This window comes from Shewanella septentrionalis, assembly GCF_025370265.1.
Lineage (GTDB): Bacteria > Pseudomonadota > Gammaproteobacteria > Enterobacterales > Shewanellaceae > Shewanella > Shewanella hafniensis.
In genome coordinates this window covers 46,728-72,633 of sequence record NZ_JAMTCC010000022.1, presented here as the reverse complement: position 1 = coordinate 72,633, position 25,906 = coordinate 46,728, and the positions used below count along the sequence as shown (strand labels likewise).

The window sequence follows — 25,906 nt, the reverse complement described above, 5'->3', positions numbered from 1 at the left end:
TTGGCAACACCAAAGCCCTGTACTTAGTTAGCGCAAGTTTAAGAAGATTTACGAACCCGTAAATACCACTCAGACAAGAGTCGGACTTGTTTCTTGGTATAGCCTTTCTCCATCATGCGATTGACGAAATCATCGTGTTTGCGTTGATCGTCGTTCGATGTTTTGGCGTTAAAGGAAATAACAGGCAGTAAATCTTCTGTGTTGGAGAACATTTTCTTCTCGATCACAGTGCGAAGTTTCTCGTAGCTGGTCCAGAGCGGATTATTACCCTCATGGTTCGCGCGGGCGCGCAGTACAAAGTTGACGATTTCATTACGGAAATCTTTAGGATTGCTGATCCCCGCGGGTTTCTCAATCTTCTCAAGTTCTGCATTGAGGGCGGCGCGGTCGAATAGCTGACCTGTTTCTGGATCGCGGTATTCTTGATCTTGGATCCAAAAATCGGCGTAAGTGACATAGCGGTCGAAGATATTTTGGCCGTATTCAGAGTAAGACTCTAAGTAAGCGGTTTGAATTTCTTTACCGATAAACTCCACATATTTAGGGATCAAATAACCTTTTAGAAACTCCAGATAGCGTTCGGCAGTGTCGCCGGGGAACTGTTCTTGTTCAATTTGCCGTTCGAGCACATAGAATAAATGCACTGGGTTGGCGGCGATTTCTGAATGGTCGAAGTTAAATACCCGCGATAAAATCTTAAAGGCGAAACGGGTGGATAGCCCATTCATGCCTTCATCGACACCCGCGTAATCACGGTATTCTTGATAAGACTTAGCCTTAGGATCGGTATCTTTCAGGCTTTCACCGTCATACACCCGCATCTTAGAGTAGATGGAGGAGTTTTCAGGTGGCTTGATGCGCGACAACACACTAAATTGCGCTAGGGTTTCTAAGGTCCCTGGAGCACAGGGCGCTTTTGATAACTCAGAGTTTATCAGCAGTTTTTGATAGATTTGCAGTTCTTCCGAAACCCGTAAACAGTAGGGCACTTTGACGATGTAAACACGGTCGAGGAAGGCTTCGTTGTTTTTGTTATTTTTGAAGGTTGACCATTCGGACTCGTTTGAGTGAGCCAGAATAATTCCGCTATAGGGCAGGGCCGATAAGCCTTCAGTGCCGTTATAGTTGCCTTCTTGCGTCGCAGTCAGTAGTGGATGCAGCACTTTAATCGGTGCCTTAAACATCTCGACGAATTCCATCACCCCTTGGTTTGCGCGGCACAATGCACCCGAATAAGCGTAAGCATCGGCATCATCTTGGGAGAAATGCTCAAGCTGACGAATATCCACTTTGCCGACGAGGGATGAAATATCTTGGTTGTTTTCATCACCGGGTTCAGTTTTCGCTATCGCCACTTGGTCCAGAATCGATGGAAAAACTTTCACCACCCGAAATTTGGAGATATCGCCACCAAACTCATGCAGACGTTTTACCGCCCAAGGCGACATGATGGTTTTGAGATAGCGGTTGGGAATGTTGAATTCATCTTTTAACAGCTGACCATCTTCTTCTAAATCAAACAGACAGAAGGGATGATCGTTGACAGGGCTGCGTACCCCATTTGCGCTCAGAATGTAAATGGGCACTTTTTGCATCAGGGCTTTGAGTTTTTCGGCGAGCGATGACTTACCGCCGCCCACTGGGCCCAGTAGGTATAAAATTTGTTTGGATTCTTCTAATCCTTGAGCCGAGTGCTTTAGATAAGCCACGATTTGCTCTATGGCATCTTCCATGCCGAAGAAATCTTTAAATGCGGGATAGCGTGAAATAAGTCGATTCGAAAAAATACGGCTAAGTGTTGGATTTTTTGCGGTATCAATGACTTCTGCTTCACCGATTGCAAGCAGTAGTCGCTCTGATGCTGACATGTAAGCGCTGCGATCTCCTTTGCAGATATCCAGAAACTCTTGCAAAGAATATTCTTCATCGAGTTTTTGTTCGTAGCGCTTTTGGTAATGCTCGAAAATGCCCATATAAACCCCCTGAAACGCCAGTGATGTCATGGAACGGATAACTGGCTAGCCAGCCTCCTACTCTAATCTTAGACATAAACTCACTATCTGTGTCAAAAAAATATCAAATAAAACAATAACAAATAGTTGCAAACGCAATTATTGCACTTGTAGTTTACGGAGGGGCAATCAGCGGGATAAGGGGTGGACGGCAAACGAGGGCATAAAAAAAGAGCCACTAGGGCTCTTTTTACTGGGATTAACTCACTGCTCATGCAGCAGTCAACAACGATAGGTTAAATGAATTAACCAGCGAAGTTTTGGTTAACGAAGTCCCAGTTAACTAATTGCCAGAAGTGGGCAAGGTAGTCAGGACGCACGTTACGGTAATCGATGTAGTAAGCGTGTTCCCACACGTCAACTGTCATGATTGGCGTGACTGAGCTGTCAGTCAGTGGCGTTGCAGCATTGCTAGTGTTGACGATAGCAAGTGTGCCATCGGCTTTTTTCACTAACCATGTCCAAGCGCTACCGAAGTTGTTTACTGCAGAATCAGTAAATTGTGCTTTAAATGCGTCAAATGAACCGAAAGCAGCATTGATTGCATCAGCAACTGGGCCTGTTGGCTCGCCGCCAGCGTTTGGTGCTAGGCAGTTCCAGTAGAAAGTGTGGTTCCACACTTGAGCTGCGTTGTTAAATACGCCACCCGTAGAAGTTTTGATGATGTCTTCTAAAGATTTACCAGCGAAATCAGTTCCTTCGATTAAGCCGTTTAGCTTAACAACATAAGTGTTGTGATGCTTGCCGTAGTGGTATTCAATGGTTTCTTGAGAAATGTGTGGTTCTAGTGCGTTCTTTGCATATGGTAATGCGGGTAATTCGAAAGCCATTAGTATCTCTCCATGGTCTTAGGTTATCGTTTTTAAACGTGCTCACTTAGGACTATTGTACCGATAAAATTTGTGATGTGAATCATTGTTTAGCTAATTGACTAGATAGACGCCATCGAAAAATCAAATGTCGGCATAACCTTACAAACTGTGGGATTTTGTTCTGCCTCTAGCTGACGTACAATAGCAGCATTGAGTCAATGTCATCCTACTTAGGAATCAAAATGGAAACAGTAGAGAAAATTAAGCAACAGATCACGGAAAACCCTATCATTGTTTATATGAAAGGTTCTCCAAAGTTGCCTAGCTGTGGCTTCTCGTCACAGGTCGCTCAGATCATGATTAACTGCGGTGAGCAGTTTGCATTCGTGGATATTCTTCAGCATCCAGACATTCGCGCAGAATTACCTAAGTTTGCTAACTGGCCGACTTTCCCACAATTGTGGATTGAAGGTGAGTTGATTGGTGGCTGTGATATCGTCGTGGACATGTTCCAAAAAGGCGAATTACAACCTTTGATTAAAGCCGCTGCCGCTAAGATCAAGACTGAAGAATAAGCGTTAATGCTTATTTTATAAGTATGAATGAAAAAGCCGCCGTGATTATTATCATGGCGGCTTTTTTGTCGCTGCTTTTCAGTGTTCTATTGCTAAAAAACCACTACAACAAACACTTCAATAACACTGTGATTCCTCAAGCCCCCAAGCAAAAATTAGTGAGGGGCGACATCTGACGCATTGTGCTTATCGTGATGCTTGGTCGCAGGCAATAATAAGTTCATGGTAATTGCGACAATACCGCACAAGCTGATACCGGTCAGACTAAACGAGCCTATGCCAAATGCCATGCCGCCGATACCAAAGACTAAGGTGACTCCGACAATGCTTAAATTACGCGGCTCAGACAAATCCACATGATTGCGAATAAGGGTGTTGAGGCCAACGGCTGCAATTGAGCCGAATAACAAACACATAATACCGCCCATGACTGGGACGGGAATGGTTTGCATCAGCGCACCTAGTTTGCCGACAAAGGCCAACGTGATGGCGGTAATGGCGGTCCAAGTCATAATTTTTGGATCAAAATTGCGCGTTAGGGTTACAGCACCAGTGACTTCTGAGTAAGTCGTGTTTGGCGGGCCACCAAAGGCCGCTGCGGCAATTGTAGCGACACCGTCTCCCGTTAGTGTGCGGTGTAGGCCAGGTTTTTTCATAAAATCTTTACCTGTAACATTGGATATCGCCAGAATATCACCTATGTGTTCAACCGCCGGAGCGATTGCCACTGGGATCATAAAGGCGATGGCATGCCAGTTAAATTCGGGTGCGACAAATTTAGGAATCGCAATCCAACTGGCGGCAGTCACCATGGCAAAGTCAACAATACCAAAGGCAAGACTTAAGCCGTAGCCCACAATTATCCCCGCTAAAATCGGCATGACTTTGAGTAAGCCCTTGGCAAAAATTGCCACTGCTATTGTGGTACAGAGTGACGCGAGTGAAATAAATAGCGCAGTATTGGTGTCAACAAGGATCAAGCTACCATCGCCACTTTTCCCCAATGCCATATTCACGGCAACTGGAGCTAGGCCAAGGCCGATGATAATGATCACAGGACCCACTACCACAGGCGGTAGCAGCCTATGGATGAAGTCGGTGCCGCGCACTTTGACCAAGGCGCCGAGCATGACGTAGACCACGCCCGCGGCCATAATGCCGCCCATGGTGGAGGGAATTCCCCAAGTCTGCACGCCATAGAGTATGGGGGCAATAAAGGCGAAGGATGAGGCAAGGAAGATAGGCACTTGGCGTTTAGTGATCAATTGGAACAGTAGGGTACCGATACCAGCGGTAAACAATGCCACACTAGTGTCGAGTCCTGTCAGCAGCGGCATTAACACTAGGGCACCGAAGGCCACAAACAGCATTTGTGCGCCCTGTAGGGGGATAGCGAGTCGTCTCATTTATTATTCTCGTTAATTTTAGGGTAAACCGCCAGATGATATCAGTTTGTTGGATTTTCAGCAGAAGAAAATCGCCCGTTTTGCCGACTCGGATCACTGTTTGGGTTTTCCATGCCATGGTTGGCACTGAAATGGGGCTAAATTTTGCCAAGACTCGCTTAAGGCGCTAACTATGGTACAATTTGCCCCATCTGACGTTACTTCAACTACTCAAAGATGCTGAAATTCCTATTGAAGCCGAGCTTAATTGCATTTCTATATTGTCTGTTCACGATTAATAGCGTCAATGCTGTTGAGGTGAGTAAATTAGATGAGGCCAATGTGCCTGTGTCTTCGCGCGCGGTTGCAGAACGCGACAAAGCCTTAAAAAGTGCACTTGAGCAAGTCATTATCAAGAACACTGGCACGGCGCGATCCCTCGATAACAGTCTGATCCAATCTCAGCTCAGTAATCCTGATACCTTGCTGAGCCAGTATGGTTATATCGAGCAGAATGGCCAATTACTGTTAACGGCCAGTTTTGAACACCGTCGCATCGTGGCGTTACTGCGTCAGGCGCAATTACCGGTTTGGGGAACACAACGCCCGCTGACCTTATTTTGGGTCGCAATGCCAGGTGATGGCGACACTGTGATATTGGGTGACTCGTCTGCGTTAGCCGAACGTAAACTCTTTAGTGATTTTTCCGATGCACGTGGTATTCCGGTACTTTTGCCTATCTTAGATCTTGATGAGTTGATGGGGATTAATCCTAACGATATTAAAGGTATGTTTGCAGATATCGTGGCGAGTGTCTCTGGCCGCTATCAAGCTGACTTTTTGGCGCTGGTGGCGATTGATGCCGCTGGCAGTCAAGTTCGTTATCGTTTAAATCTCTATACTAAGGCCACCATTGACTCATTGACGCCACCGTTATTCAGCTACAACGGCACTGCTGAAAATTCGACTCAGGCGATTGAAGCCATGCTGGCGGCGTTAGGCGAATACTATTTTACTAAGTACGCGATTGCCGATACTGGTACACAACAAGGCGCGAGTGTCACTTTTGTTAATATTCAAAAAATGGCGCAATTAGTAGAAGTTGAAAAATATTTGAAGCAACTTAGCGCGATTAAAAATGCCACTTTAACGCATATTCAAGGCCATACTGCGACCTTCTCGTTAGATTTGTTTGGCTCAGAAACGGATTTACAACGTTTATTAAGCTTAGAGCCGCGGATTTCTGTGGTCGCACCTGTGAGTGCGGGGGAATTTAGCCCTGTCTCTAACCAAACAGGCAAGCCTGTATATGAATGGCGTTTACCTTAAGATGTTATCGGCCGTGCTGAGTTATGCTAAGCACGGCATTGTTTTTATTTGATATTGAGAAGACCGAGTGCCCTTAAACTCACCTCTGCAACTCTCGTTACCTGTGCATTTGCCAGACGACGAAACCTTTAATAGTTATTACCCCGCTGCGGGTAATGATGAACTTATTCAAAAACTGAGAGCCAATGCCGAAGGGCAGGGTGAAGCCGCCATTTATTTGTGGGGCCCAGTCAAATCGGGTCGAACCCATTTAATGCATGCCGCTTGCGCCCACGCCAATGAAGTTGAGCGTCGCAGCTTTTATATTCCCTTAGGCATACATGCGAGCATTTCGACCGCCTTGCTTGAAGGACTAGAACAGTTAGATTTAGTCTGTATCGATGATGTCGATGCCATCGCCGGTCACCCCGTCTGGGAAGAAGCGATTTTTGATCTCTATAATCGCGTCGCCGAACATAAAAATTGTGCCTTGGTGGTCAGTGGCAGTTCGTCTCCTGCGGATGCGGGTTTCCTCTTGCCAGATCTTGTTTCACGTATGCAGTGGGGGTTGAATTATCAACTGCAACCTATGGCTGATGATGAGAAACTTGCCGCACTGCAACGCCGCGCCGCCATGCGTGGCCTGCAATTGCCAGAAGACGTTGGGCGTTTTTTGCTGAACCGAATGGCGCGGGATTTACGTACCTTGTTCGATGTACTGGATAAGTTAGATAAAGCCTCATTAGTGCACCAGCGCAAGCTCACCATTCCCTTTGCCAAAGAGATGCTGCATCTTTAAAAGCATGATTGGATAGAGACGCGGTTTGAGTGGTTTTGAATTAGCCTTGAGCGATGAAAACGCTAAACATTGTACTATCCATTAAGCGTCAAGCCCAAAAATCTAAAGCCCGTCATGCTGAATGCAGACGGGCTTTTTGTTTATCTAAAACTTAAACACTCTATTGCTGAGGATGACGGTGACGGTCGCCACTTAAGTGAAGTTCAGGCTCAAAGCGTGGCTGTACATCGTTTGTCGGTGCATTGTTTTGGCCTTTGAGCTGAGCATTCGCAGGCGATGTGGCTAATGTTTGACGCCAGCTTTGACCTTGTGTCATGGCAATCGGCTCGGGTAGGCTTTCAATCAGACTGATGCCATCAAGCTCTGGCAGAATTTCATCAATCACCAGTGCGGCGCGATTTTCTAGACTGTCTTGTGCAATTCTACCTCTTTGTCCCCAGTCAATAATCAGCGTATCAGCGGTTAACACCGCAGGTTTATTGGTGACGGCGACATCACGCAATATTTGATAGCGATAACTCATCATGGCTTCTTCAAATAGCATAGCCGTGTCTTCACGGGTACTGGAATAGGCATAGAAGTCGCTGGCGATATCGGTAGAAAAGAATGTACTCACATCCGATGGTTGATAGGCCTTTTGCACATTATTTGCCGCTGCGCCGAGGAAACGGACATTGGCAAGTCCCATCATTTCAGTGCTCATTAGTGGATAGCTGGTGCTGACTTGATCAGATATCAGGCTCTTGTTGGCATTGCGGCGACTGTAATCATCTAGCAGTCTTGGCCCTGTGAGTGAGGCATGTACGCTGCGGGGGAAGAAGTCATTGGCATGGGCTAGCTCGTGATACAGCAATGAGGCTAGATCAGGATTGATTTGTGCTAACGTTCGGTCTGCTCTGACGGTGATAGGTACGCCAAGTGACGCATATTGATTGTCTTTCACATAACGCCAAGGCATCACAAAGTTAAGATCATCACCGAAATTACTGCGGTAATCCGGCGCTTCATTAATTGTGTCACGCTGGCTTGGCGTAAGCCATAAATCGTCGGGATCGAGATAAATCGCTCCTGTAACGACCCAATAGAAGGAAGGGCGCACGTCATAGCTAATCACCACGGCCGTGACGGATTGTAACAGGCGAGCAAAATCGCTGTTGGGGTCCATCTGAGCTAAAAAGGCGGCAAAGTTATCGCCCATCCAGTCGTGGGAAACCAGTACACGATTAAGAATGGTCTCGCGATTTAGATCGCTTGAGGTCTGGCCTATCAAGGGTAAGGTATTGATAGTGCAACTATCATTAAGCTGATTAGAGTAAACACAGCCCGCTAGTACATTAGCGTAAGGCGAGGCTGGACGATAGGCGTGGGTGCGCGCCACTGGAGTATCGAAATACTGCGAGCTGATCGCCGGCGCGGCGGTTGTTAGCACAAAAGCATCATCACTGAGTGGATTACCGTTGATGCTGGCGTTCACTTTGAGCCGAGTGATTGTATCTTGGGCGACGGTTGGCGCGGTAAATAAAGGTCTAAATGGGTCGCTCAAATCGACCATTAAATCCGGGCCAGACGCTACGCACCAAGAGATATTCGCAGCGCTTAATCCTGATTGTTGTCCGAGCCTTAAGCTGACACTGTTGCCTTCAACCACTTGGTGATCTTGGCGAACGTTCAGTATAGCCGACGATGCGGGATCGACATTAATGCCGATTTCTCCGCTGGCATCTAGATTACTTCCCGTCACATGCAAGCTAAAACGGTAGTCGCCAGCGGTGGGAGCATCGAATGCTAATACTGGACTGTTTTGACTGACTAATTGTATGTTCGGCCCATCGATTTGCTGCCAGCGAAAGGTTAAGTTTTGGCTATCGCGATTAAGGATGTTGGCAATGATGGCACTGGATTGACCTGCCACATACGTCGGCTCAGTTTGAAAACGGATTGAGGATGATGTGGTAACAAGAAGCGGCGAAATGCTTTCTGTGCAGCGTGGCAACGAGCTAGAGGGGGGCGTGACTCCGCCATTATCTGTGTTGCTGTCTCCACCGCCTCCGCACGCCATAAGTAGGCTAGAGCAGGTTATTAATCCTAAAAGTTTCAGTGGTATCGATATCCCCATTACAACATTCTCCCATGTTAACTCAGCGGTGCAATCAGGCTTTTTGTGACTCGCGGGACATCAATACTCCACGATGAAAAACTGACTATAGCACGGGGGTTAAGTTGCAAAAAGTCGCTACAAGTATGTTAATTGTTAATTTTCATGCGATTTAGTTGTTCGATTAACTGTGCATTGAACTGAGGATGAAGAGGGTATTTGAACGCAGATCTTTAGCTGAGTTTGGCGTTGCGATTTAAAAATGCCGTCAAACCTAGTAAGGCAAGACGGCGCTGAAATCACATTGTATGCAATGGCTTATTCTTTGGATTTTTTCTTCAGGCCTAATCCCAGTTCTCGACCACGGATCCGAGCGTAGAAGGGGAAGGCAATCAGCAGCACACCAATCAACAATACTTCGATTAATGCAAAGGCGAAGGCATCGGTAGTGACATAAAGCAGCGTCAGCCCATGCAGCATATAGAGGCACAGAATAAAACTCGCCCAAGCATAAGTATATGGATTACCTTGGAAAACCCCTTTTGCAGGCAGTAACAATGGCACTATCCATAAGAGGCTAAATAGCAGAGTATATTCACCGCTAATACCCTGACCAACAAACCAGCCGCCTAATAGCAGGGCGAGCGCAAAGTAACCTAAACGGCTAAGAGTAAATAAGGTGTTGGACGTCATATGTCTACCTAAGAATTAAAATTAAAGCGATTTTATAAAAATCATAATTAAAGAATAGCGAGCACATTCTCTGGAGGACGGCCGATGGCAGCGCGTTGATTGGCGAGCACAATTGGCCGTTCGATGAGTTTAGGCGTGTTCACCATGGCTTCAATCAATTGCTGCTCAGTCAATGAGGTGTCGGCAAGCCCCAAGGCTTGATATTCCGTTTCTTTGGTGCGCATTAATTCGCGAGCACTGATGCCTAATTTTGTCAGAATGTCGCCAATGACTTCAGCCGTAGGAGGCGTTTTCAAGTATTCCACTAGGGTAATGTCACAACCTTGTTGCTCAAGTAGAGCTAAGGTTTCACGGCTTTTTGAACAACGTGGGTTATGGTAAATCGTCGCTTGGGTCATAGTGCTAGAGGCTCAATACGGGCTGAAATAACAATGGAGCGGATGATAACAGAAAAAACAACGCCCCGTCAGTGTGTTCGGGGCGTATAAATGGGTAATGAAGTTAAATCAATTTGTAAAACAACTGATTACTTAAGCGCTTCCATCTCCTTATCGGCCATTTTGAACTGGCGTATGCGGGCTTCAATACGTGCAAGCTGTAAGGGATTACTTTCAGATGCACGGTAGGCAAAGTTTAGCTGATCGATAGCGCCCTTATAATTAGCTCCCAAAGCCATGAGCTCAGCGGTAGAAAAATATTCTAACGCCTGATTGCCTGTTTTTTTATAAACAGCGCTCAGTAATTGGTAGGGCAGCTGATTTTGTTTATCGAGGAATATCATGTCCTCCAATAAAGGAATAGCCTTAGGGGCTTGGTCAGCTTCGATGTAAATATTGGCTAAGTTGGCGTTAATCACTTGCGATGTTGGCTTCATTTTTCGCTGGGCTTCAAGCATAGCAATCGCCTTTGCGTAGTCCTTACGTTCGGTCAATAAGTCGGCTTTAGTATCGATATAAAACAGGTTGTTATCATCAATTTTTAACAGTTCATCGACGATTTTTTCCGACTCATCAAACTTCTTCAATCTAAATAACGCCAGCGCTTTGCCATAGAGCGCCGCCTCTTTAAAGCTGTAGGTCTGTTTGTTTAGTTGCTTGTCAAACATGCTCAAAACCGCTTCGTCGCTATAACTGGAAAAACGGACTTGAATACGAGCTTTCGCCAGCTGGAAATTGAGGTTATCGGGAATATAACGCTTAGGATATTGCTCGGCGCGGTTACGGGCTTCAGTGATCCGCGACTCTGGTAATGGGTGAGTTAGCAGCATTTGTGGCGGTGTGGTGGTAAAGCGGTAACGAGTGGCTAACTTGCCAAAGAAATCCGCTGCAGCGTTGGGATCAAAGCCTGCATCCACCAAAATTTGCATACCGATGCGGTCGGCTTCTTTCTCGTGCAAACGGGTATAGTTGATTTTTGATTGTGTTGCCATCGCTTGGGTCGTCGCCAGTGCAGCCATACCGGCTTGTGGTACGGCAATGGTTAATAAAATGGCACCGAGTAAACCCGCAATTGTCGCAGGATTGCTCTTTTGTTGTGCTTCGAGCGAACGCGCAAGGTGACGTTGGGTAACGTGGGTAATTTCGTGGCCGAGTACTGAGGCGAGTTCGCTTTCGTTATCGGCATTGAGAAATAAGCCAGTGTGCACAGCAACATGGCCGCCGAAGAAGGCGAAGGCGTTGATTTCATCATTTTGTAACAAGAAGAAATAGAAGGGCGTTTTTACCCCTGTGGCATGGGCGACCAGTTTGTTGCCAAGTTCTGTAAGGTACTGACTCAACACAGGATCATTTAACATCGGCGCTGAGGAGCGAATGATGCGCATATAGGCATCACCGTAAACCATTTCTTTTTCAAGGCTGAAGGTGTTAACTGCGGCCGTACCTAAATCCGGTAAGTCATTGTTAGCAAAGCTTTTGGCGGCTAAGGTTAGCAGCATCAAAGAGAATGCGCCTGCAACAAAAGGTTTTAATCGAGTCAAAAAAGTCAAGTTACGCAAGCGGATCCTTTATTTCTAATTATCTCAACTAAAGGCAGAGATACTGCACTTAGCTTGTAGTTTGAGGTGCAACTTAGGATAATAGCCCAAGTTCGTCTATAGCAAGTTCATTATGATTTTTATTGATTTAACGCTATTTCGCTGTCCTGTGCCTTTAGTTAAAGTGAAACTTGTATTGAAGCCAATGCGAGACGGCGAGCAATTGCATATCTTACTCTCAGACTCAGGTTCGCGGCGAGATGTTCCCCAATATTTAAAAAAACAAGGTCATATCGTGCAAGAGTTGCGTAATGATGTGAGTCTGTTAGCCTTGATGGTCACCAAAGTTGATCTATCTCAGAGATAAATTGAGGATTTTCATGTTTAAATCCTTTCCGAGTCGTGACCTAATTTAATGTGCACGCTAGATAAGTTCACCAAATGAGTTTGCTAGCTGGGCGTAAGATTTCCGTTCAGCTAACAAGTTGAAGTGAAAGTAGTTTGAGTAACGTCGTAGATAACACCATGATAAATAAATTTTCCTGAGCGTTTGGGAAGCCTAGCCAACCATCACTATTGGAATGATCCATGTTTACTGTTTTTTCTCGTTGGTATCAAGAGCGCTTTAGTGATCCACAAGCTGTGACCTTAATGGCTATTCTTGTTGGGTTCGCGTTAGTGATTTATTTTGCCGCAGGTTTACTTGCCCCCTTATTAGTCGCGCTGGTGTTGGCATTTTTATTGGAATGGCCCGTTGCGCAAATGCTGAAATTAGGCATTAATCGCACCGCTGGTGCGTCCTTAGTTATCGTGTTGTTTTTGGGCATTGTGGTCTTACTGACATTTGGCTTAATTCCGAGTGTGTGGCGTCAAGGCGTGAGCTTAATTGCCGATTTGCCGAGCATGATAGATAAAGGGCTGCTGACGCTACAAACCTTGATCAACCAATACCCGCAATTTATCAATCCTGAGCAATTAGATTTGATGGTCGCAGAGCTTAAAAAACTGCTCGATACTCAGCATGTACTGGATATTGCTAAGCAATTAATTGGCTATTCAGCGTCATTACTCGTCTTGATGGTATACGCGATTTTAGTGCCTCTGTTGGTGTTTTTCTTTTTAAAGGATAAAGACCAACTGATCAGCGGCAGTAAGCGTTTTTTCCCTGCTAATCGTCAATTAGCCCGCAAAGTGTGGTTTGAAATGCATCAGCAAATTTTCAATTACATTCGTGGCAAAGTGATTGAAATCGTGGTGGTTGGTGTCGCGAGCTATATCTTGTTTGCCTTAATGGGGCTGAGGTATTCAATGTTGCTCGGGGTGTTGACTGGCTTGTCGGTATTGATCCCCTATGTTGGCGCAACCTTAGTCACCTTGCCGATCACCTTAGTGGCATTTTTTCAGTGGGGTTTTAGTTCTGAATTCGGCTATTTGATGTTGGGTTACGGCATTATTCAGGCGCTCGACGGTAATTTACTCGTGCCGATTTTGTTCTCCGATGCGGTGGATTTGCATCCAGTGATAATCATAGCCGCGGTATTAGTCTTTGGTGGTTTATGGGGCGTGTGGGGGGTATTCTTTGCCATTCCATTGGCCTCGCTGGTCAAAGCCGTGATTAACGCTTGGCCTAAAACTGAGGTTGAAACTCTTCAGGGACTCGATGCGAGTTCATGACGACTTGCTCGATTTCCAGAGCTCGTTTTGTCTGCTGGCTTGCATGTAACAACTGAATTTAGTCTCTAAATTTAGAGACTAAATTTGACACTGAGTTCCGCTATGGAGCTCAGTGTCACAGACGAGTAGGGCGTTCAGGCACTCTTTTTAATTTCCACGTATAGTCGTCATTACACATCTTTATCAAGCACCACTTACTCCTTTCGTTAACTTTTATTGTTTTGAGTTTGTCCTTAAGTCCTTCGAGTAGAGCCCAAATTGTTTAACCTTGGCTTTTTATTATGTCCTTAGTTGCTATAGGGATTTACATTATGTAACCTCTAGGTTAGGCATATGTAAAACTCTTATATAAGCATGTGGTTACATGATGCAGCGCACATTTTACCCTTGAGTATGTTGATAAAGTTGGGGGGCTTAGCATGGGTTTGCTTATTCGTTCATCCTTAGCTAAGTTATATCGAGTCGTGCTATTTACTTTTGGTTGCGAGATGGAAGTCACCCTGACAAGAATTTCCACTGACAATCGCCATTGGAGGATACTATTGTGAGCAAAAAACTATTAAGTGCGCTTTTCGGGGCTAGTCTCGCAGCGTTAGCGCTGTCGCCAACCGCATTTGCTGCAGATCAAAAATTGTCTGATTTCCACGCTGAGTCGGGTGGATGTGAAAGCTGTCATAAAGATGGTACACCTTCTGCGGATGGTGCCTTTGAATTTGAACAGTGCCAAAGCTGTCACGGTTCTCTTGCTGAGATGGACGCTGTGCATAAACCACATGACGGCAATTTAGTCTGTGCAGATTGTCATGCGGTGCATGATATGAATGTAGGTGAAAAACCGACCTGTGAAAGCTGCCATGATGATGGCCGTACACCAGCGACTATTCTGAAAAAATAATCAAAAAATATTAGAAACGTTGGCGTGAGCCTTCAAGTCTAAACAAATAACGCCAGCAAATGCTGGCGTTTTTTTTATCATTAAACTAACCGATTACTCGTCTTTTGGCTGACCTTGGATGATCTTCTTGCCCGAGAACATGGCAGAAATAATCCCAGGTTGACGTTTAACTTCGGTATAAACCACTGCGAATACATGCAGTAAAATCAGTAGCAAAAGTAGATAAACCGCATAAACGTGAACTTCACCGGCGAGTCCCTTCAGCGGTTTAAGCGCATCCGCTTTCTCGGTATTCACCCCAGTGGCATCATAGGGTTTTAAGCTTGCTGGATCGACATTGGTATCGGCCAGATAGCTTTGTACAGCACTACCTAACGGTGGGTAGTAAATATCTGTTCCTGCGCGTAAAAGCCCAGTTACCATGATAGTGACTAAGAGCAACATAATGCCGAGGACCGCAAATTTACCTTTAGGATTATGGCCTAAATACTGCGGATTTTTACCCGCGGCCAGTTCTGACTTGTAGGTCATTAACTCATTTTTGCTATTGGCATTGGGAAACATATGGCTGAAACGCGCATATTTGTTACCGACAAAACCCCACACAAGGCGAATGATAAGGTTGATTGCAAACGCATATCCTATCCAAACGTGTAAAGTTTTTAAGCCAATTTTGCCAGTTAACTCAGTGATGCCCAACTCAGTGCGATACATCATGATGCCACCCACTAAGATGAGTGCGAGCACGAGAATGACATTAATCCAATGGAATAACCGAGTCGGTTTGTCCCACACTGGGTAGGATTTGACTTCAAGCGCGGTGGGTTTACTGCTGGACATGGAATTTCCTTATTTTTTTTGTTGATATAATCTTACGCTTTTATCTAAAAGTTTCAGTAATTTTTTTCAGTTTCAATTAAGACTTCTGATTGATAGTGGATTCAACGAAAGTGTTAGAAGTTTTTGATTTGCGTACGGTAAATATTTTTCACGTAAGTCTTTTTAATCTGTTTTATCTAATGCTAATATCGTCACCACGATAGACTTGGAAGTCTATTGAACGGATGTTGAAGTTGTATTGAGAGGATCTTAGGTTCTCAAAGTGAATAATCGTTAATCAGACAGGGAGTGAGCAGGATGTTCAAAATATTACATTGGATTGTAGTGTCACGATCGCAAGTATTAATGGAACTGCTAGCAGGACGTTGGCCACAGGAGTTTCTCGTTAAGTTGACGCAAGTCAGCCCAGATGAGATGTGTGAACAAATCAAGGATAATCATGCCTCCATGGTAGTGATTGATTTAGCGACTGTTGATCTTCAAAAAGCCCATCAATTTCAGCGTTTACTTGCCCGTGAACAACCAAGTGTACGAGTCGTCTATTTACAATTCCCTAAACAAGTGGATGCGCGCTTTTTAATGCAAGCTGCCACGACCGCAGGGGTGTTTTATCTCGATGCGGGTTTAACTGAGATTAGCCTAGGATTCTCGAATATTTTACGAGGCCATAGGGTGATCCCAATTCAACTCGTCAATGGGGTGAACGATGACTTTGGTTTGTTCGAAGATACTGAACCGCTGACGATTCGTGAGCGAGAAGTATTACAAGCTCTCTTAACGGGTAGTACTAACTTAGATATTGCCAATCAGTTGTTTGTCAGTGAAAGCACGATAAAAACCCATTTGTACCGAGTATTCCGTAAGATAGGTGTGTCGAGCCGTGGTCAAGCGATCGCGTGGGCGCAGACCTATTTGCACGATGTGGTGGTTTAAGTCTGCATTAGCACTGATAGAAGACACTGATTTGGCAAGGGAATACTGATCTAGACATAGATGTGTGCGTTTAGAGATTAGTACCTAAGTTAAGTGTTATCATCAGAAATGATAAAAGGGGCTTTTGCCCCTTTTGTTTTTCTTAAAACCTGTCTAATCAAAACGTTAAATTAACGTCCTAACCAAGCCGCGAGTTTAGTCTTGTCACTAATTGCTAGGGCGACAGTGTCCTTAGGCGCGGCAGTTATCATCAATTCACCCGTCATCAATTCATCCCGTCTAAACCAATGTAGATTCAAGGATTCACCCAGCGGATATTGCTGTAGCTGCGACTCAAATTGCGCGCTGACTTGCAAGTTATCGGCGGCGATTAAGATATCCCCCGCACTTAATCCCGCAAGGTGGGCAGGGCTGCCTTGGGTAACGGTCACCACTTTCAATCCCATCGGCGCCGCTTGAGTTTTCGCGCCGAATGCAATCTCATAACCTTTCGCTTGCCCGCCGCCCACATCCTGCGGGCCTTGGCTGGCTCGAAGGTTAAACTCGACACCAAATTCGGCGAGTAGCGGAGCCAGTGGAATATCGTCGGTGTTGTCTAAGTAGGCAAACAAATCGTGGCAATCACGGCCAAGGAGTCGCTCGACAATCGCTTGGTGACAGCCGTTAGTCGTGCCTTTGTCTTGCAGAGCATATTCCTGCCATAAAATCTGCATAACATGGTCGAGATTGTATTTTCCTTGGGTTTCACTGCGCAGGGTTAAATCTAAGTACAGCGCAAACAGCGCGCCTTTGGTGTAATAGCTGATGATGGCGTTTTGCGCGTTTTCATCCTGCTTATAGAACTTAGTCCAGGCATTAAAGCTGGAGTCCTTAACACTTTGTTTAAAGCGTCCTTGGCTGCGATAGACGCGGGTGAAGGTTTCACTCAGCATGTCTAAATAGCTGTGTTCATCTACCAGTCCGGCGCGATAGGTAAGGAAGTCATCATAATAGGAGGTGATGCCTTCATAGGCCCACAGTTGCGGCGTATAGGTTTCAGCCTCAAGTTTATAGGGTAAAAAGCACTCCGGCTTAATCCGCTTCACGTTCCAGCTGTGGAAATACTCGTGGCTGCACAGGGATAAATAAGTGCGATAGTCGTTATTAATTGGTGCATTGAGCGATAGCGGTAAGTCCTTGCGTGAACACATCAATGCGGTAGAAGCTCTGTGCTCTAATCCGCCAAAGCCATTGTCTAATACTGTGGTCATAAACAAATAACGTTTAAACGGCGCAGGCGTGCCGAAGAGATTGATTTGATACTCACAAATGGCTTTTAAGTCTTGGCAGAGCCTTGGCATGCAAGCGCGGTGGCGGCCATTGAGTACGATATCGTGTTGGACGCCGCAGGCATCGAAACTGGCTAAGGTAAATAAGCCCATTTCCACTGGATGATCGATAAGCTCGTCATAGCTTGTGGCACTAAATTGGCCGAAGGCAAAGTCGTCACCACTGATGCGGGTCATGCTGGTAGCGACGTGCCAATCACTTAATGTGGGCTCAGAGGGCGGTAACATAGTGACAGTGTGGGTTTGTTGTTCAAAACCGTGGGCGGATAAAAACACGCTACTGCCGTTAAAGAAGCCGTGGGTTGTGTCCAAATGCGCAGTGCGCACCGACAGATCCCAAGCATACACTTGATAAGTTAGAATAATTTCGCTGCTATTATTGTCAACCGACCAAGTTTGCTTATCTAGTTGGCTGAGCTTGAGCATTTGGCCATTAGCATCTTGTGCCTTGAGTTCAATAATATTTTTAGCAAAGTCGCGCACCATATAACTGCCGGGCAGCCAAGCGGGTAGGCTAAAGATTTGCACTGGCTTTGGTTGGGATAATGTCATAGTGACAGCGAATAAATGGGCTTTCGGATCGACGGGGATTATCTGGTAATGGATCATATTTATCCTGCAAAACCTGAGTATTTTAATGGTGGCCATGCTGCCAAAAATGACTGCAACTGGCAAATGAAAAGCAAAAATATCTACAGACACAAAGCGTTGAATTGTCAATATACCCAAGCAACCTGAAGATACGAGTTCAGAGCGCCTAGGGTGCTTCAATTCAAGGCGCATCAATGACAGAATGTCGGCCACCTTTTGAATTGATGCAACACGGGAGTGGAGTGCCCTAGACGCTCCGTCCCGGCGGGTTTTAACGCACTTTATGCTTTGTTGGTTATTTTTAACTTAGCCCACTAGGTCCGCAAATAACCGCAATCGCCATGGATGGCGTGAATGCCACTAATGCAGGAGCAATTAATGGCCTTGCCTAAAGTGCGTTAAACTCCAGCTGAATCATGCATCTTCAAGTTGTTTGGGTATATACTATGCCAACTAACCCAAGGAGGACGCCCCATGGCCGAAGAAACGATTTTCAGCAAAATTATTCGTCGCGAAATTCCCGCGGATATTCTGTATCAAGATGAACTTGTGACTGCCTTTAGAGACATTTCCCCTAAGGCACCAACCCATATTTTGATTGTGCCGAATCATTTGATCCCAACGGCGAACGACATGAAAGCCTCTGATGAGCCGGTGCTTGGCCGTATGATGACAGTTGCCGCTAAATTGGCGGCGGAAGCGGGTATCGCTAAAGATGGCTACCGACTGATCATGAACTGCAATCAACACGGTGGACAAGAAGTCTATCACATTCATTTCCACCTTGTGGGCGGGGAGCCTCTGGGGCCCATGTTGAGCCAAGGCAAATGAAGGTAAATTCGGATTTTTTCCCGCTGACCCAAATGGCGCAGCGGTTTGTGGATCAACTCGCTCAGTGTCGCCGTCTCGGTTTAACCGTACTGGAGGCGAGTGAGCACCATGTGTTGATTGAGTTGCCCTACAGCACTGAATTAATTGGTTATCCCGATACGGGCGTTATCCACGGCGGAGTCATTACCACTTTAATGGATACCGCCTGTGGCAGTGCAGTGGTCAGTGCAATTTTCCATAAATTCAAATTGTTAGAAATCTCACCTACGCTTGATTTGCGGGTGGATTATATGAAGCCCGCTCAGCCCCATAAGCCTGTGTTTGGGTTTGCGGAATGCTACAAGTTGTCTTCCAACATTGCCTTTACCCGCGCGATTGCTTATCAAGACAGCATAGATGATCCTATTGCCCATGCTGTTGGTTCCTTTATGCGGATCAGTCCAGAAATGGTGGGTGATGCCTTTAGACAAGCGCTGATGGGTGAAGCTGTGCCTGAAATAGGAGACACTGATGAGCGCAAATAATTCGGAACTTGGCGCAGCCAGTCCCACTCAACATGCCCAAGTAAAAGCGCCTATCGATGTGCAAGGTATTGTTAAGCGCGCCACTGAGCTTAACGATTTTGGTCATTTACTTGAGCACGTTCCCTATGCCAAATTTATTGGGATGAAGGTTGAGCGTTTTGGTGATGAACTGATTTTTAAATTGCCTGCTAAGGACGATAATATCGGTAATCCTGTGTTACCCGCCATTCATGGCGGCGTCATTGCAGGTTTTATGGAGATGTCAGCGATAGTGCAGTTAATGGTTTTTATGCAAACAGCCAAAGTGCCTAAAGTGGTCGATTTTTCCATCGACTATTTACGTGCAGGACTGCATAAAGATAGCTTTGCAGAATGTCGCATTACCCGCCAGGGGCGACGAGTGGCCAACGTGAATATCGATTGTTGGCAAACCAATCGTAAGCAGCTCATCGCTACGGCACGGGCGCACTTTCTGATTGATTAACTCGTTTTAGTGAGCAGATAGTTGAGTGATGATTAAGTCTGTCTTGTTAAGCATAAGTTCAGCACAGTTCACTTAGCTTGTCGTTTAATAGGGAATAATACGCGCTAGCCGCGCATTTAGTCGCGTGACTGGGAGAAATATATGAAACAAATTTATACCGGACTATTATTGGTCGCGGCGCTGACCTTAGGTGCTTGTGCCTCACATACCGCCGGGATTTCAGTGAGTTCACTGGGTGAAACTCGCGTCGATAATACCAGCTTTGCCCGAGATATTGCGGTACAGAGTGTGGATGCTCGCCGAGTCGGTGATTTAGTGCAGGGCTCTGCGCTGATTGTTAGCAAATCATCAACTGACATGCGTGTGCAGTATAAATTCACTTGGTACGACGCCAGCGGTTACACCATAGAAGATGAGGCAACCAGCTGGAAATCGGTCAAATTACACGGCAAGCAACAATTGCAAGTCTCCGCCGTGGCACCTAATGCTCAAGTGGTTAAATTTGATGTGTACGTGCGCGAAACCTTTTCGAACTAAGCCTGAGTTTACCTTTGTTTAGTTTATAAATTATTTTTTGATATAAAGTGATTGTTATAATGGCTTACTTCTCTCTGGGGTAAGCCATTTTTATCCGTATTGATTAATTTTTCAACAACCTTTTCTCATTTTTTATCTTTATTAATTCAGCCTTATCATGTTGAAATATGCGATTAATTACTCATTGTTGAGTAAAAAAACTTACTGCAGGGCTAGAACCGGACTTTAGTCCTAAATACATTTAGTGATTGAGCACTACTATCAGCATATTACCACATGAGGATAGAAAGATGACTGCTCATATTAATGCTCAACCTACTGATTTTGCTGAAACTGTTATTATGCCGGGTGATCCACTACGTGCTAAATATATCGCTGAAACCTATCTCACCGATGCCGTAGAAGTCACGAATGTTCGCAATATGCTTGGTTACACGGGCTTTTACCAAGGACAACGCATTTCCGTTATGGGGCATGGTATGGGTATTTCATCTATGGTGCTCTATGGCCATGAGCTGATTAATTATTTTGGCGTGAAACGCATTATTCGTATTGGCAGTTTAGGTGCAACACAAAAACATGTACAAATGCGAGATGTTATTTTAGCCCAAGCCGCAGGTACGGATTCACCTACTAACGCTAAGCGTAGTAGCGGCTACCAAATGGCAACTTCTGCGACCTTTTCTTTATTGCATAAAGCCTATACAACAGCGAATGAGAAAGGTATTAGTGTAAAAGTTGGCAATATCTTTAGTGGTGATCTTTATTACGATCCCGATGAAGATATGATCCCCGCACTTGAGCGTTTTGGGGTATTAGGTATTGATATGGAAGTGGCGGGGCTTTATGGATTGTCACACCAACAAGGTATCGAATCATTAGCCATTTTAACGGTATCGGATCATTGTTTAACCGGTGAAGAAACAACGGCCGAAGAACGCCAACTCTCTTTTAATAATATGATCGAGCTCGCGTTAGAAACCGCCCTCAATTAGGTTTAAAGCCATCCTTTGAACCCTTAGCATTTCACTTATGGAATGACATAATGAATAATAAAATTACTTTAACAGCCATCAGTTTTCTCGCCAATTTTATTATGGCGGGCTTTGCGACCCAATTTGGGATGTTGATTGAACCCATAGCTGAGAAATTTGCTGCTAATGTTAACGAAGTTGCATCAATCTTTTCATTGCTCAATGGTGGTGCACTCGCGGGGACGATTGCAGCATTTTTCTTTATTGAAAAAATGGGTATCAAAAGAATGACCTTGATAAGTTACAGTCTGGTTGCTCTTTCTGCTCTGGCTTTACATCTAACTAATTCCCTACAAGTTGTGATGGTGGCAATGACCTTGATTGGTTTTTGTGGCGGTATCGGTCTATGTATTGCTGGTACGATTGTGGTGTCTGTGTGGCAAGAGAAATTACAAAGCACAATGTTAGTAGTGCAGGATGCGACTTTTAATATTGCAGGTGTTATTTTTCCATTGATAACAACTTATGCATTAACAAGCTCACTATCATGGAGTTATAGCTATTTAGCTGTAGGTTTGGTCGCGTTAGGTACCGTCATTATTACATTATTCACTAATTTTTCTATATGTGAGCAGTCTTCTTCAACAGAAGATAAGCAACAATCTGAGTGGAATTTTGGAATTATTAGCGGGGGTATTGGATTATTTTTAGGGATGCTCGCATTATATACATTTTTAACTTGGGCACCTTTATTTGTAAAACAAAAATTTGATATTCCGTTAGAAGAGGCGGGTAATATTATTACCCAGTATTGGTCCGCTGCGCTAATTGGTGCCCTAATTTCGACTGTGATTGTGACTCGTATAAAAATTCACCATTTCTTAGTTGGTATTATTGCTTTAGCTATGGTGCTCACCTCTGCCATTGTCAGTACCAATAATCTTAATTGGATAGCTTATTTAACCTATGGTTACGGTTTTGTGTGTGCCGCGCTTTATAATGCATTTATTGCTTATGGCGTGTCTTTTGTAAAAAAAGCCAGCAGCAAAAATGTGTCATATATTCTTATTAGCGGAAGTGCAGGGGCGATGTTTAGCCCAGCCATCAGTTCTTTCTTTGAACGTATTATCGGATTACAAACAGTGATGTATGTGATTCCTTTGCTTTACGCAGCGATATTTATGTTATTGATCGTTTCAAGTCGGATGAAATCGGCTATGGAACAACACTCGCCATCGGTAAGTTAATTTACCTGTGCATCCATCCCACACTCGGTTGTTAAATTAAGTCGAGTGTGGGTTATGCTGAAAGCGATTATATGCCTGCTTCAACAAATTTCTTGAGTGCGTTGAGATCACAAATCCGAATGCCATCTTTTTTCCGCTCAATTAAGCCTCGTTCCTCAAGATTTTGTAGTGCCCGACGGTAGACTCGGTCGGTAGTACCAAATCGTTCAGCCTCTAAATAGCGTTTACTAAAGCCATCTACGGGCAAGTCATTTAAGTATTCATGGTAAATATCAAATGCCACGTTATAACTGATGGGATAGAGCAGTCGCCGAGTAAAAATATCCACTGTGTCTTGGTAGTCAATCGCAATTGCACTAGCGAAAAATAGCGCGAGTTGAGGGTGTTGACCGAGGTAATGTTGCAGTTTTTCAGCGCTAATCAACGTGATTTCTAAGGGTTCACTGGCAATAATGTCTAGTTGACAGTGGTACTGGGTGAAGAACTCCATTTCGCCAAACAGCTGTGAATCACAATCAATAGTACCTAATTGAAAACACCGACCATTTCTCGCGGTATGGCCGAGTGATACGCGACCTTGCTTCACCAATACAAGTGATGCCATCGCTTCCCCCTGCGTCATGAGGTGAGCGCCTTTTTTGAGCATTTTTATTTCGCTGATACAGCTAAGTACAACCGCTTCAATAAGTGGATAGTCTTGCTCCCATCGCTGGCTATAACGTCCTTTCGATAAAGGTTTTAGCTGCATCGACTATGATCCTCTTACTGTTTTCGAAATTGCGACCTTCTATAGCATTATCATGATAGGCGGTCAAATGGACGAAAGGATTTAGGCGGCTACTAAAGATATTTTCATCATACGAACTGAAGGGCCGTGGTTTTCGCGACATTTAATTGAATCGCAGAGATAAGAGTGCCCACTTTTTATTTCCGTCATGTATACTAGGCGCCGCCAAGGGGTGTTTGCAGCGAATGAATTTACGTTGATTACTGCAAACTGAGATGTCAGCTGACGAACCCTTAGAACCTGATCCGGCTAATACCGGCGTAGGAATGGGCCAATTAACAGCACACTTCTGAATCGCTTATTCGTTGCCGGATCTCAAACATTATATTTGAGGTCCTATGTCAAACCGTAAAACGTCAAACCGTCATTCCCCGTTTTTAACCCGAGCGCCGCTGGCATTAGCCATTGCTGCCGCGCTGAGCTCTGCTGCATTTGCACAAACCGACGCTATCGATAAACCCGACCCCAGCACTGAGATGGAAGTCATGGTAGTGACGGCGGATTTTCGCAGTTCAAGCTTAGAAAAAATGCCTTCAAGTATTACCGTTATCGACAGTCAAAAAATTCAAGATGAAAGCGCGCAGCATTTCGAGGATGTGCTTAATTCTATTGCTAACTTTAACTGGTCAGGTGGAAGTTCGCGGCCAAAATATTTTCAAATTCGCGGTGTAGGTGAACAAGAGCAATACCAAGGTGCGCCTAATTCTTCTGTGGGTTACATCATTGATGATATCGATTTATCCGGTATTGGCATGGTGTCGAGCATGTACGATCTACAGCAAGTCGAAGTGCTGCGTGGACCACAGGGCACACGTTATGGCGCCAATGCTTTAGCGGGACTGATTTATCTGAAAAGTAACGATCCCACCGATGTGTTTGAACATGGCGGCGAAGTCTCGTTAGGCGATGATGATTTACGCACGTTTAGCGGTTTCAGTTCTGGCCCATTAACGGATTCTGGCAAGCTGCTTTATCGCGTGTCACTGCAGCAACATCAACAAAATGGCTACCACGACAACCTCTATTTAGGCCGTGACGATACCAATGGCCGCGATGAGTTCAGCGGTCGCGCTAAGCTGCGCTGGTATGCGACTGACGATTTGCAGTTTGATTTAACTGTGCTGCACGCCGATTTTGATAATGGCTACGATGTGTGGAGTTTAACCAATTCACCGACCCAGACGACATCGGATCAACCGGGTGTCGATAGCCAGCGCACCACAGGCGCAGGCTTTAAAGCGACCTATTCTGGTGCCGAAACCTTTGAGTTGACCTCGTTAACCTCTTTTGCGAATACCGATCACCATTACAGTTACGATGGCGATTGGTCGAACCCAGAGTATTGGGCTTCTAAGCAATGCAGTGATGACGATGGCAATCTGGCGCCGTGCCAATATGATTATTTTTGGGATAAAACTGGCCAGCGTAAAACCGCGTCGCAAGAGTTTCGCTTAAGTTCTACTGAGCAGGGCCGAATTTTTGCGGACAGCACAGATTGGTTGCTTGGTGTGTACGCCATGAATCTGAAAGAAGATAACCAATTGTATTCTGAATACAATACTTGGCCGGATGAAGTCTTAGACTCTGAGTATGAAGCGACGAACTATGCCTTGTTTGGTCAGCTCGATACGGATCTGGGCTCAGATTATGCCTTATCTGTAGGTTTACGTTTAGAGCGCCGCAATAGCCATTACTCAGATACGAATAACGATAATTTCGACCCGAGCGAAACCATGTGGGGTGGGCATATTGCAGTGAGTAAAGTGCTGAATGACTCACACAACGCATATGTCCGTGTCGCGCGCGGTTACAAGGCGGGCGGTTTTAATATGACTTTGCCTGTCGAACTGAACGATAAAAAAGAGTTCAGTACTGAGACGCTTTATAACTATGAAATCGGCCTTAAATCCCATTGGCTAGCAGGGCTTATCGATACTAATCTGGCGCTGTTCTATATGGACAGACAAGATCAACAGGTGGCGGCATCCCAGCAAGACCCTGATAAACCACAGCGTTTTATTTTGTTCACCGAAAACGCTGGTAGTTCTAATAACTATGGTGCTGAGTTAGATGCGACCTGGTATGCCACGGATAATCTACAAATTTACTCAAGCTTAGGTTGGTTAGAAACCGCCTACGGCGATTATCAGTATCAGGACAAATATGGCACTGAGGTGGATTTAACTGGCCGCGATCTGGCCCATTCACCACACTTTACCTACAGCCTTGGTGGGACTTATCGTGCCAATTCGGGTTGGTTTGCTAACCTAAACTTAAGCGGTAAGAGCGAGTTTTACTATTCAGACAGCAATGAATCCCGTTCTGAACCCTACACTATCGTCAATGCCCGCGTGGGTTATGAGGCGAGTGCATGGTCGGCTTATTTATGGGGCCGTAATTTGTTCAATGAAGAATACGGTGTGCGCGGTTTCTACTTCGGTAACGAGCCTGATAATGGCTGGGCAGAAAAGCAATATATTCGTTACGGTGATCCGCGTCAGATTGGCGTCACCTTTAACGTTAAGTTTATGTAAAAGCTTATGTAATGGCTCAGGTCACTATGAGCCATTTGAGTTAACTTATGACTAAGCTGTAGTCCGGTGTAAG

The 25,906-nt window shown here is 45.2% G+C and carries 24 protein-coding genes and 1 riboswitch; of the genes, 14 read left to right on the top strand and 10 right to left on the bottom strand.

The window, feature by feature from the left end:
- Window positions 1-38 precede the first annotated feature (38 nt).
- Window positions 39-1,973: a PrkA family serine protein kinase gene (locus NE536_RS13795; RefSeq protein WP_006086332.1), complete on the bottom strand. Its 1,935-nt coding sequence runs from the start codon at window positions 1,971-1,973 to the stop codon at window positions 39-41.
- A gap of 284 nt (window positions 1,974-2,257) precedes the next feature.
- Window positions 2,258-2,842, bottom strand: a complete 585-nt coding sequence (gene sodB / locus NE536_RS13790) for a superoxide dismutase [Fe] (protein WP_006081288.1) — start codon at window positions 2,840-2,842, stop codon at window positions 2,258-2,260.
- Window positions 2,843-3,066: 224 nt separating this feature from the next.
- On the opposite strand from sodB, the gene grxD reads away from it, so the two are divergent.
- The gene (gene grxD / locus NE536_RS13785; RefSeq protein WP_011846572.1) at window positions 3,067-3,399 is read left to right on the top strand and encodes a Grx4 family monothiol glutaredoxin; all 333 of its coding nucleotides are present in this window, start codon (window positions 3,067-3,069) and stop codon (window positions 3,397-3,399) included.
- Between the two features lie 155 nt (window positions 3,400-3,554).
- Here grxD and NE536_RS13780 read toward each other — a convergent pair whose 3' ends face one another.
- Window positions 3,555-4,805, bottom strand: a complete 1,251-nt coding sequence (locus NE536_RS13780; protein ID WP_261273039.1) for a uracil-xanthine permease family protein — start codon at window positions 4,803-4,805, stop codon at window positions 3,555-3,557.
- A 216-nt stretch (window positions 4,806-5,021) separates the two neighbouring features.
- On the opposite strand from NE536_RS13780, the gene NE536_RS13775 reads away from it, so the two are divergent.
- Window positions 5,022-6,113 (top strand): DUF2066 domain-containing protein, encoded by a 1,092-nt coding sequence (locus tag NE536_RS13775; protein ID WP_261273038.1) that lies wholly within the window; start codon window positions 5,022-5,024, stop codon window positions 6,111-6,113.
- Window positions 6,114-6,180: 67 nt separating this feature from the next.
- Window positions 6,181-6,891: a DnaA inactivator Hda gene (hda, locus tag NE536_RS13770; RefSeq protein ID WP_006081292.1), complete on the top strand. Its 711-nt coding sequence runs from the start codon at window positions 6,181-6,183 to the stop codon at window positions 6,889-6,891.
- A gap of 160 nt (window positions 6,892-7,051) precedes the next feature.
- Here the strand turns inward: hda and NE536_RS13765 are convergent, their stop codons facing one another.
- The 4 genes from NE536_RS13765 to bepA form a co-directional block, all read right to left on the bottom strand.
- Window positions 7,052-9,007 (bottom strand): PKD domain-containing protein, encoded by a 1,956-nt coding sequence (locus NE536_RS13765; protein WP_261273037.1) that lies wholly within the window; start codon window positions 9,005-9,007, stop codon window positions 7,052-7,054.
- Between the two features lie 297 nt (window positions 9,008-9,304).
- Complete coding sequence (locus NE536_RS13760; protein WP_261273036.1) at window positions 9,305-9,679, bottom strand: DUF2069 domain-containing protein; 375 nt, start codon at window positions 9,677-9,679, stop codon at window positions 9,305-9,307.
- Between the two features lie 47 nt (window positions 9,680-9,726).
- Window positions 9,727-10,077: an arsenate reductase (glutaredoxin) gene (arsC, locus tag NE536_RS13755; RefSeq protein WP_106650269.1), complete on the bottom strand. Its 351-nt coding sequence runs from the start codon at window positions 10,075-10,077 to the stop codon at window positions 9,727-9,729.
- 128 nt (window positions 10,078-10,205) lie between these two features.
- The gene (gene bepA, locus NE536_RS13750; RefSeq protein ID WP_107947137.1) at window positions 10,206-11,675 is read right to left on the bottom strand and encodes a beta-barrel assembly-enhancing protease; all 1,470 of its coding nucleotides are present in this window, start codon (window positions 11,673-11,675) and stop codon (window positions 10,206-10,208) included.
- Between the two features lie 112 nt (window positions 11,676-11,787).
- On the opposite strand from bepA, the gene NE536_RS13745 reads away from it, so the two are divergent.
- The 3 genes from NE536_RS13745 (at window position 11,788) to cctA (ending at window position 14,223) form a co-directional block, all read left to right on the top strand.
- The gene (locus tag NE536_RS13745) at window positions 11,788-12,021 is read left to right on the top strand and encodes a sulfurtransferase TusA family protein (RefSeq protein WP_259521421.1); all 234 of its coding nucleotides are present in this window, start codon (window positions 11,788-11,790) and stop codon (window positions 12,019-12,021) included.
- A gap of 221 nt (window positions 12,022-12,242) precedes the next feature.
- Window positions 12,243-13,328 carry an AI-2E family transporter gene (locus NE536_RS13740; protein WP_261273035.1) on the top strand — a complete coding sequence of 362 codons (1,086 nt, stop codon included), beginning with the start codon at window positions 12,243-12,245 and terminating at the stop codon, window positions 13,326-13,328.
- A 544-nt stretch (window positions 13,329-13,872) separates the two neighbouring features.
- A complete protein-coding gene (gene cctA / locus NE536_RS13735; protein WP_006081299.1) occupies window positions 13,873-14,223 on the top strand; it encodes a tetraheme c-type cytochrome CctA in 351 nt (116 codons plus the stop codon).
- A 93-nt stretch (window positions 14,224-14,316) separates the two neighbouring features.
- Here the strand turns inward: cctA and NE536_RS13730 are convergent, their stop codons facing one another.
- Window positions 14,317-15,063, bottom strand: a complete 747-nt coding sequence (locus NE536_RS13730; RefSeq protein WP_011846577.1) for a cytochrome b/b6 domain-containing protein — start codon at window positions 15,061-15,063, stop codon at window positions 14,317-14,319.
- Between the two features lie 297 nt (window positions 15,064-15,360).
- Here NE536_RS13730 and NE536_RS13725 point away from each other — a divergent pair, with 297 nt between their 5' ends.
- Window positions 15,361-15,996 (top strand): LuxR C-terminal-related transcriptional regulator, encoded by a 636-nt coding sequence (locus NE536_RS13725; protein WP_006081301.1) that lies wholly within the window; start codon window positions 15,361-15,363, stop codon window positions 15,994-15,996.
- Between the two features lie 170 nt (window positions 15,997-16,166).
- Here the strand turns inward: NE536_RS13725 and NE536_RS13720 are convergent, their stop codons facing one another.
- Window positions 16,167-17,933, bottom strand: coding sequence for a M61 family metallopeptidase (locus NE536_RS13720; RefSeq protein WP_261273034.1), 1,767 nt, complete (start codon window positions 17,931-17,933; stop codon window positions 16,167-16,169).
- A 456-nt stretch (window positions 17,934-18,389) separates the two neighbouring features.
- Here NE536_RS13720 and hinT point away from each other — a divergent pair, with 456 nt between their 5' ends.
- From hinT to tsgA, 6 genes are all read left to right on the top strand, one after another.
- On the top strand, window positions 18,390-18,746 hold the full coding sequence (gene hinT / locus NE536_RS13715; RefSeq protein WP_006081303.1) for a purine nucleoside phosphoramidase: 357 nt from the start codon (window positions 18,390-18,392) through the stop codon (window positions 18,744-18,746).
- Complete coding sequence (locus NE536_RS13710) at window positions 18,743-19,270, top strand: PaaI family thioesterase (RefSeq protein WP_006081304.1); 528 nt, start codon at window positions 18,743-18,745, stop codon at window positions 19,268-19,270. Before hinT ends, NE536_RS13710 begins: the two co-directional genes overlap by 4 nt.
- Window positions 19,257-19,754 carry a PaaI family thioesterase gene (locus NE536_RS13705; protein WP_261273033.1) on the top strand — a complete coding sequence of 166 codons (498 nt, stop codon included), beginning with the start codon at window positions 19,257-19,259 and terminating at the stop codon, window positions 19,752-19,754. The genes NE536_RS13710 and NE536_RS13705 overlap by 14 nt, the downstream gene beginning before the upstream one ends.
- A gap of 141 nt (window positions 19,755-19,895) precedes the next feature.
- Entirely contained in the window at window positions 19,896-20,291 is a 396-nt protein-coding gene (locus NE536_RS13700; protein WP_261273032.1) for a YcfL family putative periplasmic lipoprotein, read from the top strand.
- Window positions 20,292-20,581: 290 nt separating this feature from the next.
- Window positions 20,582-21,286: a purine-nucleoside phosphorylase gene (gene deoD / locus NE536_RS13695; RefSeq protein WP_012196924.1), complete on the top strand. Its 705-nt coding sequence runs from the start codon at window positions 20,582-20,584 to the stop codon at window positions 21,284-21,286.
- A gap of 50 nt (window positions 21,287-21,336) precedes the next feature.
- Complete coding sequence (gene tsgA, locus NE536_RS13690; protein ID WP_261273031.1) at window positions 21,337-22,512, top strand: MFS transporter TsgA; 1,176 nt, start codon at window positions 21,337-21,339, stop codon at window positions 22,510-22,512.
- Window positions 22,513-22,579: 67 nt separating this feature from the next.
- Here tsgA and NE536_RS13685 read toward each other — a convergent pair whose 3' ends face one another.
- Complete coding sequence (locus tag NE536_RS13685; RefSeq protein WP_261273030.1) at window positions 22,580-23,260, bottom strand: Crp/Fnr family transcriptional regulator; 681 nt, start codon at window positions 23,258-23,260, stop codon at window positions 22,580-22,582.
- A gap of 197 nt (window positions 23,261-23,457) precedes the next feature.
- A riboswitch (TPP riboswitch) is annotated at window positions 23,458-23,583 on the top strand.
- Window positions 23,584-23,637: 54 nt separating this feature from the next.
- On the opposite strand from NE536_RS13685, the gene NE536_RS13680 reads away from it, so the two are divergent.
- A complete protein-coding gene (locus NE536_RS13680; protein ID WP_261273029.1) occupies window positions 23,638-25,833 on the top strand; it encodes a TonB-dependent receptor in 2,196 nt (731 codons plus the stop codon).
- The last annotated feature ends 73 nt before the right edge of the window (window positions 25,834-25,906 follow it).

What these genes read in the sequence shown, in the direction of transcription:
- NE536_RS13795 (WP_006086332.1), bottom strand. Translation starts at nt 1,973, where the DNA reads ATGGGCATTTTCGAGCATTACCAAAAGCGCTACGAACAAAAACTCGAT.
- sodB (WP_006081288.1), bottom strand. Translation starts at nt 2,842, where the DNA reads ATGGCTTTCGAATTACCCGCATTACCATATGCAAAGAACGCACTAGAA.
- grxD (WP_011846572.1), top strand. Translation starts at nt 3,067, where the DNA reads ATGGAAACAGTAGAGAAAATTAAGCAACAGATCACGGAAAACCCTATC.
- NE536_RS13780 (WP_261273039.1), bottom strand. Translation starts at nt 4,805, where the DNA reads ATGAGACGACTCGCTATCCCCCTACAGGGCGCACAAATGCTGTTTGTG.
- NE536_RS13775 (WP_261273038.1), top strand. Translation starts at nt 5,022, where the DNA reads ATGCTGAAATTCCTATTGAAGCCGAGCTTAATTGCATTTCTATATTGT.
- NE536_RS13765 (WP_261273037.1), bottom strand. Translation starts at nt 9,007, where the DNA reads ATGGGGATATCGATACCACTGAAACTTTTAGGATTAATAACCTGCTCT.
- NE536_RS13760 (WP_261273036.1), bottom strand. Translation starts at nt 9,679, where the DNA reads ATGACGTCCAACACCTTATTTACTCTTAGCCGTTTAGGTTACTTTGCG.
- arsC (WP_106650269.1), bottom strand. Translation starts at nt 10,077, where the DNA reads ATGACCCAAGCGACGATTTACCATAACCCACGTTGTTCAAAAAGCCGT.
- NE536_RS13745 (WP_259521421.1), top strand. Translation starts at nt 11,788, where the DNA reads ATGATTTTTATTGATTTAACGCTATTTCGCTGTCCTGTGCCTTTAGTT.
- NE536_RS13740 (WP_261273035.1), top strand. Translation starts at nt 12,243, where the DNA reads ATGTTTACTGTTTTTTCTCGTTGGTATCAAGAGCGCTTTAGTGATCCA.
- NE536_RS13730 (WP_011846577.1), bottom strand. Translation starts at nt 15,063, where the DNA reads ATGTCCAGCAGTAAACCCACCGCGCTTGAAGTCAAATCCTACCCAGTG.
- NE536_RS13725 (WP_006081301.1), top strand. Translation starts at nt 15,361, where the DNA reads ATGTTCAAAATATTACATTGGATTGTAGTGTCACGATCGCAAGTATTA.
- NE536_RS13720 (WP_261273034.1), bottom strand. Translation starts at nt 17,933, where the DNA reads ATGATCCATTACCAGATAATCCCCGTCGATCCGAAAGCCCATTTATTC.
- hinT (WP_006081303.1), top strand. Translation starts at nt 18,390, where the DNA reads ATGGCCGAAGAAACGATTTTCAGCAAAATTATTCGTCGCGAAATTCCC.
- NE536_RS13710 (WP_006081304.1), top strand. Translation starts at nt 18,743, where the DNA reads ATGAAGGTAAATTCGGATTTTTTCCCGCTGACCCAAATGGCGCAGCGG.
- NE536_RS13705 (WP_261273033.1), top strand. Translation starts at nt 19,257, where the DNA reads ATGAGCGCAAATAATTCGGAACTTGGCGCAGCCAGTCCCACTCAACAT.
- NE536_RS13700 (WP_261273032.1), top strand. Translation starts at nt 19,896, where the DNA reads ATGAAACAAATTTATACCGGACTATTATTGGTCGCGGCGCTGACCTTA.
- deoD (WP_012196924.1), top strand. Translation starts at nt 20,582, where the DNA reads ATGACTGCTCATATTAATGCTCAACCTACTGATTTTGCTGAAACTGTT.
- tsgA (WP_261273031.1), top strand. Translation starts at nt 21,337, where the DNA reads ATGAATAATAAAATTACTTTAACAGCCATCAGTTTTCTCGCCAATTTT.
- NE536_RS13685 (WP_261273030.1), bottom strand. Translation starts at nt 23,260, where the DNA reads ATGCAGCTAAAACCTTTATCGAAAGGACGTTATAGCCAGCGATGGGAG.
- NE536_RS13680 (WP_261273029.1), top strand. Translation starts at nt 23,638, where the DNA reads ATGTCAAACCGTAAAACGTCAAACCGTCATTCCCCGTTTTTAACCCGA.